This window comes from Thiemannella venezuelensis (assembly GCF_014203605.1).
GTDB classification, from domain to species: domain Bacteria; phylum Actinomycetota; class Actinomycetes; order Streptosporangiales; family Streptosporangiaceae; genus Planomonospora_A; species Planomonospora_A venezuelensis.
In genome coordinates, this window is the sequence record NZ_JACHJJ010000027.1 from 53288 (window position 1) to 67085 (window position 13798).

At 73.7% G+C, this 13798-nt stretch carries 17 protein-coding genes and 1 tRNA gene; 6 read left to right on the forward strand and 12 right to left on the reverse strand.

Annotation, left to right across the window (positions count from 1 at the left end; genetic code table 11):
- Positions 1 to 35: 35 nt before the first annotated feature.
- From FHS22_RS30500 to FHS22_RS30510, 3 genes are read right to left on the reverse strand one after another with little or no spacing between them, the layout of a single operon-like run.
- Positions 36 to 1325 carry a cytochrome P450 gene (locus FHS22_RS30500; protein ID WP_338048020.1) on the reverse strand — a complete coding sequence of 430 codons (1290 nt, stop codon included), beginning with the start codon at positions 1323 to 1325 and terminating at the stop codon, positions 36 to 38.
- A 1-nt stretch (position 1326) separates the two neighbouring features.
- Positions 1327 to 1527: a ferredoxin gene (locus tag FHS22_RS30505; RefSeq protein WP_184947462.1), complete on the reverse strand. Its 201-nt coding sequence runs from the start codon at positions 1525 to 1527 to the stop codon at positions 1327 to 1329.
- Entirely contained in the window at positions 1524 to 2141 is a 618-nt protein-coding gene (locus FHS22_RS30510) for a TetR/AcrR family transcriptional regulator (protein ID WP_184947464.1), read from the reverse strand. The genes FHS22_RS30505 and FHS22_RS30510 overlap by 4 nt, the downstream gene beginning before the upstream one ends.
- Before the next feature lie 140 nt (positions 2142 to 2281).
- On the opposite strand from FHS22_RS30510, the gene FHS22_RS30515 reads away from it, so the two are divergent.
- Both FHS22_RS30515 and FHS22_RS30520 read left to right on the forward strand, forming a co-directional pair.
- Complete coding sequence (locus FHS22_RS30515) at positions 2282 to 3169, forward strand: haloalkane dehalogenase (protein ID WP_184947466.1); 888 nt, start codon at positions 2282 to 2284, stop codon at positions 3167 to 3169.
- Between the two features lie 555 nt (positions 3170 to 3724).
- The gene (locus FHS22_RS30520) at positions 3725 to 3904 is read left to right on the forward strand and encodes a YegP family protein (RefSeq protein ID WP_184947467.1); all 180 of its coding nucleotides are present in this window, start codon (positions 3725 to 3727) and stop codon (positions 3902 to 3904) included.
- A gap of 57 nt (positions 3905 to 3961) precedes the next feature.
- Here FHS22_RS30520 and FHS22_RS30525 read toward each other — a convergent pair whose 3' ends face one another.
- Complete coding sequence (locus FHS22_RS30525) at positions 3962 to 4906, reverse strand: WD40 repeat domain-containing protein (RefSeq protein ID WP_184947469.1); 945 nt, start codon at positions 4904 to 4906, stop codon at positions 3962 to 3964.
- Between the two features lie 141 nt (positions 4907 to 5047).
- The gene (locus FHS22_RS30530; protein WP_184947470.1) at positions 5048 to 5407 is read right to left on the reverse strand and encodes a DUF4267 domain-containing protein; all 360 of its coding nucleotides are present in this window, start codon (positions 5405 to 5407) and stop codon (positions 5048 to 5050) included.
- 83 nt (positions 5408 to 5490) lie between these two features.
- On the opposite strand from FHS22_RS30530, the gene FHS22_RS30535 reads away from it, so the two are divergent.
- Entirely contained in the window at positions 5491 to 6066 is a 576-nt protein-coding gene (locus FHS22_RS30535; RefSeq protein WP_184947472.1) for a TetR/AcrR family transcriptional regulator, read from the forward strand.
- A gap of 132 nt (positions 6067 to 6198) precedes the next feature.
- On the opposite strand, the gene FHS22_RS30540 is transcribed toward FHS22_RS30535, so the two are convergent.
- Positions 6199 to 6271: transfer RNA gene (locus FHS22_RS30540), tRNA-Ala, on the reverse strand.
- Positions 6272 to 6424: 153 nt separating this feature from the next.
- On the opposite strand from FHS22_RS30540, the gene FHS22_RS30545 reads away from it, so the two are divergent.
- Both FHS22_RS30545 and FHS22_RS30550 read left to right on the forward strand, forming a co-directional pair.
- Entirely contained in the window at positions 6425 to 7312 is an 888-nt protein-coding gene (locus FHS22_RS30545) for an RNA polymerase sigma-70 factor (RefSeq protein ID WP_184947474.1), read from the forward strand.
- A gap of 36 nt (positions 7313 to 7348) precedes the next feature.
- Complete coding sequence (locus FHS22_RS30550; protein ID WP_184947476.1) at positions 7349 to 8512, forward strand: phytoene desaturase family protein; 1164 nt, start codon at positions 7349 to 7351, stop codon at positions 8510 to 8512.
- Between the two features lie 64 nt (positions 8513 to 8576).
- On the opposite strand, the gene FHS22_RS30555 is transcribed toward FHS22_RS30550, so the two are convergent.
- The 5 genes from FHS22_RS30555 to FHS22_RS30575 all read right to left on the reverse strand — a co-directional run bounded on the left by FHS22_RS30555 (position 8577) and on the right by FHS22_RS30575 (position 12418).
- A complete protein-coding gene (locus FHS22_RS30555) occupies positions 8577 to 9446 on the reverse strand; it encodes an alanyl-tRNA editing protein (RefSeq protein WP_184947478.1) in 870 nt (289 codons plus the stop codon).
- 69 nt (positions 9447 to 9515) lie between these two features.
- On the reverse strand, positions 9516 to 10745 hold the full coding sequence (locus tag FHS22_RS30560; RefSeq protein ID WP_184947480.1) for a CynX/NimT family MFS transporter: 1230 nt from the start codon (positions 10743 to 10745) through the stop codon (positions 9516 to 9518).
- Positions 10746 to 10909: 164 nt separating this feature from the next.
- On the reverse strand, positions 10910 to 11464 hold the full coding sequence (locus FHS22_RS30565) for an SRPBCC family protein (protein WP_338048021.1): 555 nt from the start codon (positions 11462 to 11464) through the stop codon (positions 10910 to 10912).
- Between the two features lie 82 nt (positions 11465 to 11546).
- Positions 11547 to 11984: a hypothetical protein gene (locus FHS22_RS30570; protein ID WP_260408450.1), complete on the reverse strand. Its 438-nt coding sequence runs from the start codon at positions 11982 to 11984 to the stop codon at positions 11547 to 11549.
- Positions 11981 to 12418, reverse strand: a complete 438-nt coding sequence (locus FHS22_RS30575; RefSeq protein WP_260408451.1) for a hypothetical protein — start codon at positions 12416 to 12418, stop codon at positions 11981 to 11983. Before FHS22_RS30575 ends, FHS22_RS30570 begins: the two co-directional genes overlap by 4 nt.
- 11 nt (positions 12419 to 12429) lie before the next feature.
- On the opposite strand from FHS22_RS30575, the gene FHS22_RS30580 reads away from it, so the two are divergent.
- Positions 12430 to 12954, forward strand: a complete 525-nt coding sequence (locus FHS22_RS30580; RefSeq protein ID WP_184947482.1) for a 2-thiouracil desulfurase family protein — start codon at positions 12430 to 12432, stop codon at positions 12952 to 12954.
- An 88-nt stretch (positions 12955 to 13042) separates the two neighbouring features.
- Here the strand turns inward: FHS22_RS30580 and FHS22_RS30585 are convergent, their stop codons facing one another.
- Positions 13043 to 13786, reverse strand: coding sequence for a hypothetical protein (locus FHS22_RS30585; RefSeq protein WP_184947484.1), 744 nt, complete (start codon positions 13784 to 13786; stop codon positions 13043 to 13045).
- Positions 13787 to 13798: the final 12 nt, after the last annotated feature.

Consider the following 13798-nt stretch of genomic DNA (forward strand, 5'->3'; position numbering starts at 1 on the left):
GCTCCGGCGGAGCGGGGCCTCCGGCGCCCGGCGGTTCACCTCGGGGACGGCCTCCGGAGACGGAGCGGGAGGGTGCGCGGCCCGCGGACCTGGCCCGTCGCCCAGGTCACCGCGGCCGGATCGTCGAGGCTGAACCACGGGATCCGCTCCAGCCACACCTCCAGGGCGACCCGCAGCTCCATGCGCGCCAGGTGCGAGCCCACGCAGCGGTGGATGCCGAGGCCGAACGCGGCGTGCCGGTTGACCTCGCGGTCGATGACGACCTCGCCGGCCCGGTCGAACTGGGCCGGATCGCGGTTGGCCGCCGGGAACGACAGCAGGACCCAGTCGTCGGCCTTCATCTCGACACCGTTCCAGTGCATGTCCTCCTTGACCAGCCGCGCCATCGTGACCGGCGCGTAGGCCCGCAGCAGCTCCTCCATCGCGGTCGGCAGCAGGGCGGGCTCGGCGACCAGGCGCTCGCGGTCGGCCGGCGTCCTGGCCAGGTGCCACAGCGACGCGCCGATGGCGCTCCAGGTGGTGTCGATGCCGGCGATGAGCAGCAGCGCCATCGTGCCCGCCACGTGGGCCGTCTCCAGTTTCCGGCCGTAGAGCTCCGCGTTGACGAGGTAGGTCGTCAGGTCGTCGCGCGGGTTCTCGACGTGGTCGCGGATCTGCACCATCAGGTAGTCGAACAGCTTCTCCGCCCGGAGGATGCGCTCCTCGGGCGGCAGGTTGACGCCCTCCAGCGCGTTCTCCACGAACTCGCGGAACCGCGGCCCGTCCTCCGCAGGGAAGCCCAGCATGTCGGCGATGACCCGCATCGGGATGTGCTGGGCGTAGTCGCGGGCGGCGTCGACGACGTCCTGCCCCTCCAGCGCGTCGATGAGCGCGTGGCAGAGCTCGCGCGTCGCCTGCTCCTGCCCGGCCACCGCGCTCTTGGTGAACGCCGGCAGCAGCAGCTTGCGCGCGTCGTGGTGGAAGGGGGGGTCGGAGGAGATCGGCGGCACGCCGCCCACCGGGGCCAGCTCGCGGGGCGGCCGGACGTTGCTCACGATGATCGCGCGGGAGGAGAAGCGCTCGGTGTCGTAGGCGATCGCCGCGACGTCCTCGTAGCGGGTCGGCAGCCACGCGCCTCCGAACCGGTCGGTGTGCGCGATCGGGCAGCGCTGCCGCAGGTCGTCCTGGATGGGGTACGGGTCGGCCGCCCACTCCGGCTCGGCGTGGGAGAAGTCGGTGGCCCAGTCCGCGACCGGACCGGTGATGATCTCGTTGCGCACGCCGGCGGGCCGGTGCCGCATCCTCTCCTCGTAGTTCCGCTGGTCGAAGCGGTCGTCGACGGTCACGTCACACCTCCTGGAGGATCTCGATCGCTCGTTCCGGACAGTTCGCCGCGGCCCGGCGCGCCGGATGCTCCTGCTCGGGCGGAACGGCGCCGTCGCCGGAGACCCGGCCGTACCCCTCGTCGTCCTCGCCGAACAGGCCGGGGGCGAGGTCGTAGCAGCGGCCGTGGCCCTGGCATCGCCCGGAGTCGATCGTGACTTTCACTGCGGCGTTCCCTTCTGCGCTGTGGTGCCGTCGGGGGCGAGGGCGGCGACGACCCGGGTGAGCAGCGCGGTCCACTCCCCGTCGTCCACCGCGTGCAGGCCGGGTGCGACCAGCGCGCTGCCCATGGCGAGCAGCAGGCAGAAATGCGCCAGCGCGTCCGGAGAGAGCGTGCCGTCCAGTTCGCCGCCGTCCTGGGCCGCGCGGACGAGCCCGGCCAGCCAGCCGGCGCGCTCGCCGACGTAGTCGCGCATCGGCCGGGCGACGTCCTCGTCGCGGCGGGCCGCGACGAGCGCCTCGACGATGAGGTAGCCGAAGGCGTCGCGGCGGTGCGGGAGACTGCGGCCGACGACGACCAGCAGGTCCGCTACCGGCCGGCTCGGGTCGGCGGCGAGCAGCTCGGCCAGCAGCTGCGGCCCGTGCGCGCGCAGCGCGGCCACCATCAGCTCGGCCTTCGAACCGAAGTGCGCGTACAGCGCGCCGTTGCTCACTCCCGCGGTCGCGGCGATGTCGGCCACGCGCGTGCCGTCGTAGCCGCACCGCGCGAAGGCCTCGGCCGCCGCCTGCAGCAGCCGCTCGCGGGTCTCGGCGGCGGTGACCCCTGCGATGCGCCCCATGAACGAATTAAAAAAGCGTTCATTTGATGTGTCAACGGCGGGTGCGAGCGCCCGGCGGCCCGTTCCCGGCTCCCGGCGCCCCGGCGGCGGAGCCGCGCACACGGTAGCCCATAGACGAATGTTCTGGTACGTATGCACCCATGGATGTGCTGCGGACTCCCGACGAGCGTTTCGCCGACCTGCCCGACTTCCCCTACCCGCCGCGCTATGTCGACCTGCCCGACGGCCCGCGCATGGCCTACGTCGACGAGGGCGAAGGCCCCGTCGTCCTGCTCCTGCACGGTGAGCCGTCGTGGTCGTTCCTGTACCGGCACGTCATCCGGGTGCTGGTGGACGGCGGCTGCCGCGCCGTGGCCCCCGACATGATCGGCTTCGGCCGCTCCGACAAGCCGGCCGCGATCGCCGACCATACCTACGCCCGCCACATCGCCTGGACGGCCGCGTTCGTCGACGCCCTCGGCCTCGACGACGTCACGCTCGTCGGGCAGGACTGGGGCGGTCTCATCGGTCTGCGCCTGGCCGTCGCCGACCCCGGCCGCTACGCGCGGATCGTGGCCGCCAACACCGGCCTGCCGACCGGCGACTTCCCCATGCCGGAGACCTGGCTGCGCTTCCGCGAGGCCGTACGCGGCGCGGGCGCGGAGTTCGACGTGCCGCGCGGCGTCCAGTCGGGCTGCACGAGCACGCTGCCGCCCGAGGTCCTGGCCGCCTACGACGCGCCCTTTCCCGACACCGCCTACAAGGCGGGCCCCAGGGCCATGCCGGGGCTGGTGCCCGCCGAACCGGACGACGTCGAGGCCCAGCCGAACCGCGACGCCTGGGAGGTCCTGCGCGCCTGGAACAAGCCCTTCCTCGTCGCCTTCAGCGACCGCGACCCGATCACCGGCCCCATGGCCGGGCTGTTCCAGAGCCTCGTGCCGGGCGCGCGGGGAATCGACCACCCGGTGCTGGAGGGCGCCGGCCACTTCCTGCAGGAGGACGCCGGCGAGCGCCTCGGCCGCGAAATCGTGCGTTTCGTGACACGCTGAAGGCTCCCAGTGCCGGGCCGCGCGGCCACACGGCCACCCAGGCACGCAGCCACGCAGCCACGCAGCCACGCGGAAGAACCCCAGCCGGATCACGGCTCCGGACCCGCCCCGTACGGGAGACGGTTGTCTGATTTCATGTAGTTTCACACGCCCCGGCAGCACCTCACGACGAGTCAGCCGTCCCTGTCGACATCCTTTTCCTCCCGCCCCTGCGGTGCCCGGGACGCGGCGTCCCCGCCCTGCTGCGCACCTACGCCGGCCGCATCGCCGAGGCGATCGCCCGGCTCCAGGAGTCCCGGAAGGCGCTGGACTCGCTTCTCGGCACCGCCCTGCGACGGCCCCTCGGGCCGGAGGACGGCTCTCCCTGATCTGCGCGGAGGCGGGTACGGCGCGCGGCCGGGAACGCGGGGCCCCCGCGGACCGCCCGGTCCGCGCCGTGACCCGGAACCGCGTCCGGCGCATCGCCGAACACCTCTGCCGCCGGGGCATAACCGGGTCCGCCGGGGGAAAAGGCAGGCACGATCTGGAGGACGATCTGCGACAAGGAGTCGTGTGATGGCAGCCCGGTACACGCTGAAGAAGACCTCTGCGGGATTCCGCTTCAACCTGGTCGCCGGCAACGGCGAGATCATCGCGACCAGCGAGTCGTACACGAGCAAGGCCGGCGCGCTCAAGGGCATCGAGGCCGTCAGGAACAACGCCGATGCCCCCGTCGACGACCAGACCGGCAGCTGAGGCCCCGCCCGGGCCGGGGAGTCACCGGCCCGGGCATCGCCGCCGGGATGACGCGGATCACCGGATCCGGGCGTCCCGGATGGAAGCCATGCTCCACAGCCGCACCGTGCCACCCGCATCGGGAGCGGCCAGCAGATGCCCCCGGGGGTGGAAGGCCAGTGAGGAGACATGCCCCGTCTGGCCGCTCAGCGGCTCCCCGGCGGGCCGGACGGTCGCGGTGTCCCACCGCCGCACCGCGAGGTCGTCACCGGCGGTCGCGAAGAACCGGCCGCCGGGGTGGAAGGCCACCGCCCAGACGTGGTCCCCGCGATGGCCGCGCACCGGTTCGCCGACCGGGCAGCCGGTCGTGACGTCCCACAGTCTCACCTGGTTCCGGTCGTAACCGGCGGCGGCCAGCAGGCGTCCGGCGGGGTGGAAGGCCACCGCGTGCACGGACCCGCTGTGATCGCCCGGCAGGCGGCAGGCGGACCGACCGCCCCCGACCTCCCACAACCGCACGGTACGGCCCGCGGCGCAGGCCAGCAGGCCTCCGTCGGCGGAGAAGGCCACCGCGTGGACGGGGTCGCCGTGGTCGCCCAGCGCTTCCCCGGCGGGCTGAAGGGTGTCGGTGCGCCACAGCCGTACCCTCCCGTCCTGGCCCGCACTGGCCAGCAGGTGGCCGCCGGGGTGGAAGGCCAGCGCGGTGACGCCCCCGGTGTGACCGCCCGGCGGTTCGCCGGCGGTGCGGAAGGCGGCGGTGCGGAAGGCGGCGGTGCGGAGCACCCGGACCGCGCCGTCCGACCAGCCGGTGGCGACCAGGTGGCCCCGGGGATGGAAGGCCACCGCCCAGGCCTGTTCAACCGGATCGGCCAGGGACCGGCCGACGGCGTGACCGGTGGCGGTGTCCCACAGGCGCACGGTCCCGTCCTCCCCCGCGACGGCGAAACAGCCGCCTCCGGGGTGGAAGGCCACATCCGCCGGGGCGCAGCGCCCGATCCGAACGTCCCGGAAAGGAGAAGTCATATCGATCGGAGGATAGCGCCGTCCCGCCGGCGGGCGGGACCACCCGCATCGCCGACCTGCACGTCCTCGCCCCGCGGCGGCAGAGCGCCCACCTGCGGCCCGCCGCGGCCGATCCGGAGCGCTCCGCCGGGCGGACACGCCTCACACCAGGATGAGAATCGCCGCGACCACCGCCATCACCGCGGCGGTGAGGCCGTGGACGCCGAACGCCACCGCCCGCGGACCCCCGTTCCTGAGCACGACGACCATGTCGCCCAGCGGGGCGAACACGCTGGCGAGAATCAGCCAGCCGAGCATGTGCTGGTTCCCCGTCAGGAGGGCCGGCAGCACGACGAGCCCGGCCGTGATGTCCCGTACGCCCTTGACGGTCAGGTAAGCGTTCATGGACACGGGAACCCCGTAGCCCTCCGCCGACGCGACCGGCTGCAGCAGGAAGCGGATGCCGATGAGGATGATCCCGATGGCGACCAGCCCGGCGAGCCAGGTGGCGATGGTGACCATGCCGTCTCCTTAGATCGTTGCTAGAAGTAGTAGCGACGCTAACCTAGCAACGCTTCTCTGTCTAGCGGTGCTAGAATCCGAGGGTGTCCACACAGCAGCGCAGAGAACGCGAACGCGCCCGCCGCCACGACCTGATCGTCACGACCGCCCGCAAGCTGGCCGAGTCCGAGGGCTGGGACGCCGTGACCACCCGCCGCCTGGCCGACGAGATCGAGTACAGCCAGCCGGTCCTGTACAGCCACTTCGCCGGCAAGGACGCCATCGTCGCGGCGGTGGCGCTGGAGGGCTTCACGGAACTGGCCGCCCGCCTGCGCGCCGCGACCCGGACGGGCGAGCCGCGGGCCGCACTGGAGGGACTGGCCAGGGCCTACCTGGCGTTCGCCGAGGAGAACCCCGCGCTGTACGACGCCATGTTCACGATGGCCGTGGACCTGCCGTTCGGCCAGGACGACACCCCGGAGCCGCTCCGGGACGGCTTCCAGGCGCTTCTGTCCGGGGTCGCGCAGTTCGCCGGCGGCCGCGACCCGGCGATCCTGACGGAGGTCGCCTGGAGCGCCCTGCACGGGCTGATCGTCCTGTCCCGCGGCGGCCGGCTCCCCGCCTCGGGCCGCGAGGCCCGCCTGACGCTGCTGCTCGACCAGCTCGGCGCCGCCCGCTGACCCAGCCGCGTACGCTCAAGCGAGCCCGCCGACGGCCGCACCAGCCGGGGAAACGACGAGATCCCGCCCGATCAAGCCGATCGGGCGGGATCTCGTCAACGCGCTTCAGGCCGTCTGAGAAACGGCCCTCTGTGGAGCTATGGGGATTCGAACCCCAGACCTCCTCCATGCCATGGAGGCGCGCTACCAGCTGCGCCATAGCCCCTTGCGGTGTGCGGTGCGCCCCCTGCGGAGGGCGGCACAGAAGAAATCTTAGCCGACCCGGGGCACCCCTCGCGCCACCGTTTCCGGACCGTGTCCCGTGGAAAAGGGTCCCGGGCCGTGTCACGCGGGAAGGACCGTGATACGTCCTGGATCCATGGCCGTCGAACGCTTCGAGCACCACCGCGACCTGCTGACCGGGGTCGCCTACCGGATCCTCGGCACCGTCACCGACGCCGAGGACGTCGTACAGGAGGCCTGGCTGCGCTGGTCGGGCGTGGACGCCGCCGCGGTCGAGAACGACAGGGCCTACCTGATCAGGGTGGTCACCCGGCTCTCCATCGACCGGCTCCGGCGGATCGGGGCCCGGCGGGAGACCTACGTCGGGGAGTGGCTGCCCGAGCCGGTCGCCACGGCTCCCGGGGTGGCCGAGCGGGTCGAGCTGACCACCTCGGTGGAGCTCGCGCTGCTGGTGGTGCTGGAGACGCTGTCCCCGCTGGAGCGGGCGGTGTTCGTGCTGCGGGAGGCGTTCGGCCTGCCGTACGCGGAGATCGGCGAGGCGATCGGCCGCAGCGAGGCGACGGCCCGGCAGCTCGGGCGGCGGGCCAAGCGGCACGTCGAGGAGGGCCGGCCGAGGTTCGACGTGGACCGGGCCAGGCGCCGCGAGATCACCGAGCGCTTCATCGGCGCCGCGGCCGGCGGCGACCTGGACGGGCTGATCTCGATGCTCGCCGCCGACGTCACGCTGGTGGCCGACGGGGGCGGGAAGGTCAAGGCCCCGCTGCGGACCCTGACCGGCGCCGGGAAGGTCACCCGCTTCCTCGCCGCGATCACGACCGAGGCGGGGATCCGGCGGTTCCTGGAGTCGGCGGGCGCCGAGGCGGCCGGCGGGCTCACCGTGGAGACGGCCGAGGTCAACGGCGCCCCGGCGGTCGTGGCGGCCGCCGGCGGCCGGCCGGTCGCGGTGTTCTCGCTGGTGGTCAGGGACGGCCTGATCGAGACGATCTACCTGCTCGCCAACCCGGAGAAACTGACGCGTCTGTGATGTCACGGACGCGTCCGCGGGCTGCGTCGTGAGGGCATGAGACGACAGATCACCATCATCGGCGGCGGCCTCGCCGGGCTGACCGCGGCCATCGCGTGCGCCGAGGGCGGCGCCGCCGTCACCCTCCACGAGGCCCACCGCGCCCTGGGCGGGCGGGCCCGCTCGTCCGCCGCGCCGTACATCGCCAACGACGGCACGCACGTCTTCTACTCCGACGGCGAGCCGTGGCGCTGGATGGCCGCGCGGAAGCTGGTCCAGCCGTTCCGCAGGCCCACGCTCGGCGAGCTCGCGCGGAGCCGGTTCCGGTACGGCGGCCGCCTGGCCCTGACCCCTCCCTGGTCTCTGGTGAGCGCGCTCACCAAGCGGAAGGCGGTGGCCCCGGTGGACCGGGACTTCCGGAGCTGGGCCGCCGGGCGTTTCGGCGAGGAGGCCATGCGGGCGGCCTGCGGGCTCGTCGGCGTCATCACCTACGACGCCGACCCGGGGCGGCTGTCGGCCGCGTTCGTCTGGGAGCGGGCGCTGCGGGCGAGCGCGCCGCAGTACCCGGCCCCGCGCTACGTGGTCGGCGGCTGGCAGCGGGTGGTCGACCGGATGGCCGATCACGCGCGCGGGCTCGGCGTGCGGATCGAGACCGGTTCCCGGGCCGACCGCCTGCCGGAGGACACGCCCGTGATCGTCGCGACCTCGCTGGACGCGGCCAGGGCGCTGCTGGGCGACGAGTCCCTGCGCTGGGAGAGCGGCCGGGCGGTCCTGCTCGACCTCGGGCTCACCCGGAGTCCGAGGGACGTGTTCTTCGCCTCGGACCTGGACGAGGGCGGGTTCGTCGAGCAGTACGGCCTGGCGGACCGCACGCTCGCCCCGGCCGGGCACACGCTCGCGCAGCTGGAGATGCCGCTGCGGGCGGGCGAGGCCAGGGCCGGAGGGCTCGCCCGGCTGGAGCGCCTGGCCGACCTCGCCCTGCCCGGCTGGCGGGAGCGCACCACCTGGCGGCGGGAGTCGGTGGCGAACGGCCGCAGCGGGGCCCTGGACCTGCCCGGCGTCTCGTGGCGGGACCGCCCGGCGGTCGACCGGGGCGACGGCGTCTGGCTGTGCGGAGACTCCGTCGCCGCTCCCGGTCTGCTCAGCGAGGTCTCCACGCACAGCGCCCTGGCCGCGGCCCGGGCCGCGCTGCGTGCCGTGGGCGCGCCCGTGGCTGCCTGACCCGCCGGGGAGGCGTGTCCGGCGACCGGGCACGCCTCCCGCGCCCCGGCCCCGGCGGGCGGGATCAGGCCGGGGACACGGTGGTGCGCGCGGTGGTGCGCGCAGTGGTGCGCATGGTCAGCTCGGAACCGTCGGCGGACAGCTCCAGGGTGACGGCGGCCGCGCCCAGCTCGGCGGTGCGCGTCAGATGGGTGCCCCCGCAGGGGATGCTCACCGCGCCCTCGGGCAGGTCGCAGTGCCAGCTCCGGCGCGCGGTCAGTTCGGCGCCCGGGCTCTCGATCCGGACCGGGGCATCGGCCGCGATCCACTCCTTGAGCCGGTCCCCGGTCCGCCGGGTGATCTCCGGGAGCTCCTCGGCCAGGCCCTCGGCGGTGAAGCCCTTGCGGCGCAGGGACTTGCCGAGCCGGTAGACGTCGCGGCTGCCGTACGGCTCGATCCGCGAGGAGGCGATGGCCGTCTGGTCGAAGTCGGGGCTGCCCAGCCCGTCGGCGGGGGCCTCCTTGCGCCAGCGGCCGGCCAGCGCGGCGTTGAGCGCGAGGGCGGCCAGGTGGCAGGCGGTGTGCCCGGCCGACAGGGCCCGGCGGTGCCCGGCGTCGGCCACCAGCTCGACCTCGCCCTCCAGGGGTGTGTCGGTGACGTGGACGACGAGCCAGTGCCAGCCGGGGGTGCCCCGGCGGACCGGGATGTCCTCGCCGAGGTGGACGGTGTCCCCGCCGTCCTCCAGGGCCCCGGTGACGCAGTCGGTCACCGGGGCCCCGCCGATCGTGCCGGTGTCGGCGGGCTGGTCCGGCCAGGTGTGGTCGAGGGGGTGGAACGGGGTCTCGGCGACGATCACCCCGTGCCGCTCCCCCACCGGCACGACCCCGATGACGGCGGACCTCCCCCGGGTCTCCCCCGCCGGGTAGGTGACCAGCGTCGATGTCTCGATCTTCATGCCCTCATGATGCCAGTACGGCCTGCGCCGCCCCCGAGGAGGCGCAGGCCGTTCCGGCTCTCGGGGAGGTCAGCGGGCCAGGGCCCGCTCGTCCTCCAGGTAGCGGGAGCGGCCGGCGTACCAGCCGACGGCGAGCTGCACCGCGACCACCGCGAACAGGAACAGGAAGGGGGCCGTCCAGCCGCCGGTCGACTCGTGCATCACACCGACGACCAGCGGGCCCGCACCGGCGATGAGGTACCCGGCGCTCTGCCCGAAGGCGGACAGCGCGGCGGTGGCCTCGGGGGTGCGGGTGCGCAGGGCGAGCATGGTCAGCGCGAGCGGGAAGGAGCCCATGCCGATCCCGACCAGGATCGTGAAGAGCCAGGCCCAGGAGGCGGGCGCCAGCCAGAGGCCGAGGAACCCGGCCGCGTAGAGCGCGACGAACGCCGCCACCACGGGCCGCTGGTCGGCGAACCTGGTGGCGACCGAGGGCACGACCAGGGAGACCGGGATGCCGATCGCGGTGAAGACGCCCAGCAGCAGCCCGGCCTGGCCGGTGGTGAGGCCGCCGTCGGTGAGGATCTTCGGCAGGAAGCCGAACATGATGTAGGCCACCATGCTCTGGGTGCCGAAGTAGGCGGCGACCGCCCAGGCGAGCCTGCTGCGGACCAGCGTCCGCATGCCCAGGCCGGCGGTCCCGGCGGCGCGCTCCGGCTCGCTGCGCAGCAGGAGGAGCCAGGGCAGGGCGGCGACGGCGGCCAGCGCCGCCCACACGCCGAGCGCGACGTGCCAGTTGCCGTCGGCGGCGCGCTCGATCGGGACGGTCGCGGCGGCGGCGAGCATGGTGCCGACCGCCAGGGCGGTGGTGTAGACGGTGGTCATGGTCCCGGCCCGGCCCGGGAAGTGGCGCTTGATCAGGGTGGGGATGAGAACGTTGCCCACCGCGCCGCCGGACAGCGCCAGGGCGCTGCTGAACAGGAAGACCACGGCCGAGTCCACCATCGCGCGGGTCAGCAGGCCTGCGCCGAGGGCGAGCAGGCCGAGCAGGAGCAGCCGGTGCTCGCCCGCCTTGCGGGCCAGTGCCGGGGTCACCGCGCCGACGGTGGCGAAGATGAGCACGGGAAGCGTGGTGAGCAGGCCGATCCCGGCGCCGGACATTCCCAGGCCGGCCGAGATGTGGTCGAGGACGGGGCCGACGCTGGTGACCGCGGTGCGCAGGTTCAGTGCGGCGAGGACGATTCCCAGCACGAGCAACCAGGCCAGGGATCCCGGCGTCCCATCGGTGCGACCCCGGCTCTCGTGGGTGAGCACGCTCATGCGGGTTCAGTCCTCCGTACAGTCGTGGATTCATAGGATGATTGGCTGACCCAAACTGTAACAGGAGTGAAACGCCGATTTGTTCCTGGCGGGAGAAACCTTGACAAAGTGGAAACCCGGGCCCCTCACCCTTGACAGGGAGGAACCCGGGCCTGCCGGAACCGTCAGAGCTGGCGGCCGGGGGTCGGCGGGAACTGCTCACCCGGGAGCGTGCCGGGGGCCGGCGGGAACTGCTCGCCGGGGAGCGTGCCGGTGCCGCGGTCGTGCGGCCCGGGGACGTCCCCGCGCCAGCCGCCCGTCTCGGCGCCGCGCGACTCGATGAACGTCTTGAAACGCTCCAGGTCGCCGCGGACCCGCAGGCGGACGATCTGCAGCCAGTCGCCGACGGTCTCCGCGAAGCCCTCCGGGTCGTACTCCATCTGGAGGGTGACCCGGGTGGTGTCCGGCGTGAGGTGGTGGAAGGTCACCACACCCGCCTGGTGCGGCCGGTCGAGCGACTTCCAGGAGACCCGCTCGTCGGGGTGCTGCTCGGTGATCTCCGCCTCGAACTCACGGCGCACACCGGCGATCTCCACGATCCAGGCCGTGCGGGTGTCGCTCAGCTGCTTGACCGACTCGACGCCCTCCATGAACTCGGGGAAGCTCTCGAACTGGGTCCACTGGTTGTAGACCGTCCGGATCGGCACGTTCACATCGATGGACTGCTCGATGGTGCTCACAATCCTGCCTTCCTCTCGGGGTCGGGGAAGGCTGCCTCTGCCCGGTACGGCGCGGGCCTAACCAGCCCCCGCCACCGTCCCGTCAACGGCGGCGCGAGAGCCAGAAGAGGCCGAGCAGGGGCAGGACGAGCGGAATGTAGACGTATCCGCTGCCGAAACCGGACCAGACCGTGGCCTTCGGGAAGGCCTCGGGGTCCACCAGGCTGAACGTGCCCACGATGAGCACCCCGGCCAGCTCGATGCCGCAGGCGACCGTGGCCAGCACGCGGTTCTCCCTGGCCAGGGCGACGGCGAGCACGAGGTAGACCAGGGCCGCGAAGGCGGACAGCAGGTAGGCCAGCGGCGCCTCGTCGAACTGCCGGGCGATCTGCACGGCCGCCCGGGCCCCGGCGGCGAGGGCGAAGATCCCGTAGACCGCGACCAGGACCCGGCCGGGCCCGGCGCCGACGGCCGCCGCGCCGGCGGAGGGGGCCCCTGAGGCGGGCACGGCCCCGCCGGACCCGTTGACGTGCTCGTTCATGCCGTCCCCTGCCAGAGCTGCAGCATCCGCCCGACCATACCCGGGATCGCGAAGCCCGCGACCGCGATCACCGCCGGGCCCCAGCGGGAGCGCTCGCCCACCCCCCAGAAGGCGGCGACCGGCGGGATCACCACGGTGCCCGCCATGTAACCGATCAGCGTGGCCGTCTCGGCCGGGCCCTCGCCCCGGACCAGCGCGGCGATCAGGAGCCCCGCCTGGACGAGCAGGCCGAGCTCCAGCACGCCGAGCGCGACGAGGAGCACGTTGCCCATGGCCTTGTTCAGCGCGGTCGTCAGCAGGCTGACCAGCGCGATCACCAGCGCCAGCACGATCAGGCCGGTCGCGAGCGGGCCGATCATCGGGGCCTCGGGAGGTTTGCGGACATGAGCAGTAGGGTACTGCCCGCCCGCGCCGCCCCCCGATCCGAGGCGCATACGCTGGAACCGTGGAGAGAATCCTGGTCAGCGCCTGCCTCATGGGGCGGAAGGTCCGTTATGACGGGGCCGCCAAGACCAGCGGTGACGCGCTGCTGGCCACCTGGCGGCAGGAGGGCCGCCTCGTCCCGTTCTGCCCGGAGGTCGAGGGCGGGCTGCCCGTCCCCCGCCCGGCCGCCGAGATCGAGAGCGGCGCCGGGGGCGCGGCCGTGCTCGCGGGCGCCGCCAGGGTGCTGACCGCCGGCGGGGAGGACGTCACCCCGGCGTTCCTCGCCGGAGCCCAGGCCGCGCTCGCCGTCGCCCGGTCCTTCGGCGTCAAGGTCGCCGTCCTGAAGGAGGGCAGCCCCTCCTGCGGCGTCCTCACCCTCTACGACGGCACCTTCCGCGGCCGCCGCCTGCCCGGCCGGGGCGTCACCGCGGCCCTGCTGGAACTGCACGGCATCGCGGTCTTCGGCGAGGACCGCATCGCGGAGGCCGGGGTACGGCTCCGCGAGATCGAGGACGCCGGAGGAACCGCGGAGCCCGGAGGCCGGTGACCGGCCCGCGGGAGACGCCCGGAGGCGCGCCGGGGCCGGTCGCGCCGTACCCGGCGCCGGTGCTCCCGGATGTCAGGGCCCCCGGATGTCAGTACTCCCAGGTGTCCGTGCGGTTCTCGTGACCGATGCAGAAGGCGGCCGAGCCGTGGTCCCCCTGGTACAGGTCCACCCGGATCCAGCCGTCGGCCTGGGAGATCCTGGTCTGGTAGCCCGAGTTCGGCACGGCGGAGACCAGGCGGCAGGCGCCGTTCTCGATGGTGAACGAGACGGTCCCGCCCTTGACCCGGACCACCCGGACGTTCTGGTTCGCCGCCGCCGCCTGGGTGGTGGCCTTGGGAGCCGTGGTGGTCGCGGCGGGCTTGGGAGCCGACGTGGTCGCGGCCGCCTTGGGAGCCGACGTGGTCGCGGCGGGCTTGGGCGCCGCGGACGTCTGGGCGGGTTTGGGCGCCGCCGTGGTCCGGGCGGGAGAGGGCCGGGCGGAGGAGGGCGAAGGGCTGGCCGAACCGCGCGGCCGTACGGAGTGGCCGGTGTTCTGCGGACCCGGGCGGGCCGGCTTCGACCGGGCGGCGGCGGGCGAGGGATCCGCCGTCCGGTCCGGCCGCTCCGTCCCGGACGTGGCCGTCGGCGTGCCGACGGCCACCACCGGTTCGGCCGTCGGCCCCGAGAGCGGCGGGGCCGCGCCCGTCCTGCCGTTCGCGGCGCCGAACCGCTCGATCGTCACGTCGTCGAAGACCCCGAGGTGCAGCACATCGCGGACGCCGAACCAGGCGATCGAGATCGCCAGGACCGTGGCCCCGAACCACCCCGCGATGAAACCAAGCTTCTGCCGCATGCAGTGAATTAT

Excerpts from the sequence above, each read along its gene's own strand:
- FHS22_RS30585 (WP_184947484.1), bottom strand. The coding sequence starts at position 13,786 with ATGCGGCAGAAGCTTGGTTTCATCGCGGGGTGGTTCGGGGCCACGGTC.
- FHS22_RS30575 (WP_260408451.1), bottom strand. The coding sequence starts at position 12,418 with ATGCGCCTCGGATCGGGGGGCGGCGCGGGCGGGCAGTACCCTACTGCT.
- FHS22_RS30555 (WP_184947478.1), bottom strand. The coding sequence starts at position 9,446 with ATGAAGATCGAGACATCGACGCTGGTCACCTACCCGGCGGGGGAGACC.
- FHS22_RS30530 (WP_184947470.1), bottom strand. The coding sequence starts at position 5,407 with ATGGTCACCATCGCCACCTGGCTCGCCGGGCTGGTCGCCATCGGGATC.
- FHS22_RS30560 (WP_184947480.1), bottom strand. The coding sequence starts at position 10,745 with ATGAGCGTGCTCACCCACGAGAGCCGGGGTCGCACCGATGGGACGCCG.
- FHS22_RS30570 (WP_260408450.1), bottom strand. The coding sequence starts at position 11,984 with ATGAACGAGCACGTCAACGGGTCCGGCGGGGCCGTGCCCGCCTCAGGG.
- FHS22_RS30525 (WP_184947469.1), bottom strand. The coding sequence starts at position 4,906 with ATGACTTCTCCTTTCCGGGACGTTCGGATCGGGCGCTGCGCCCCGGCG.
- FHS22_RS30550 (WP_184947476.1), top strand. The coding sequence starts at position 7,349 with ATGAGACGACAGATCACCATCATCGGCGGCGGCCTCGCCGGGCTGACC.
- FHS22_RS30545 (WP_184947474.1), top strand. The coding sequence starts at position 6,425 with ATGGCCGTCGAACGCTTCGAGCACCACCGCGACCTGCTGACCGGGGTC.
- FHS22_RS30515 (WP_184947466.1), top strand. The coding sequence starts at position 2,282 with ATGGATGTGCTGCGGACTCCCGACGAGCGTTTCGCCGACCTGCCCGAC.
- FHS22_RS30510 (WP_184947464.1), bottom strand. The coding sequence starts at position 2,141 with ATGGGGCGCATCGCAGGGGTCACCGCCGCCGAGACCCGCGAGCGGCTG.
- FHS22_RS30520 (WP_184947467.1), top strand. The coding sequence starts at position 3,725 with ATGGCAGCCCGGTACACGCTGAAGAAGACCTCTGCGGGATTCCGCTTC.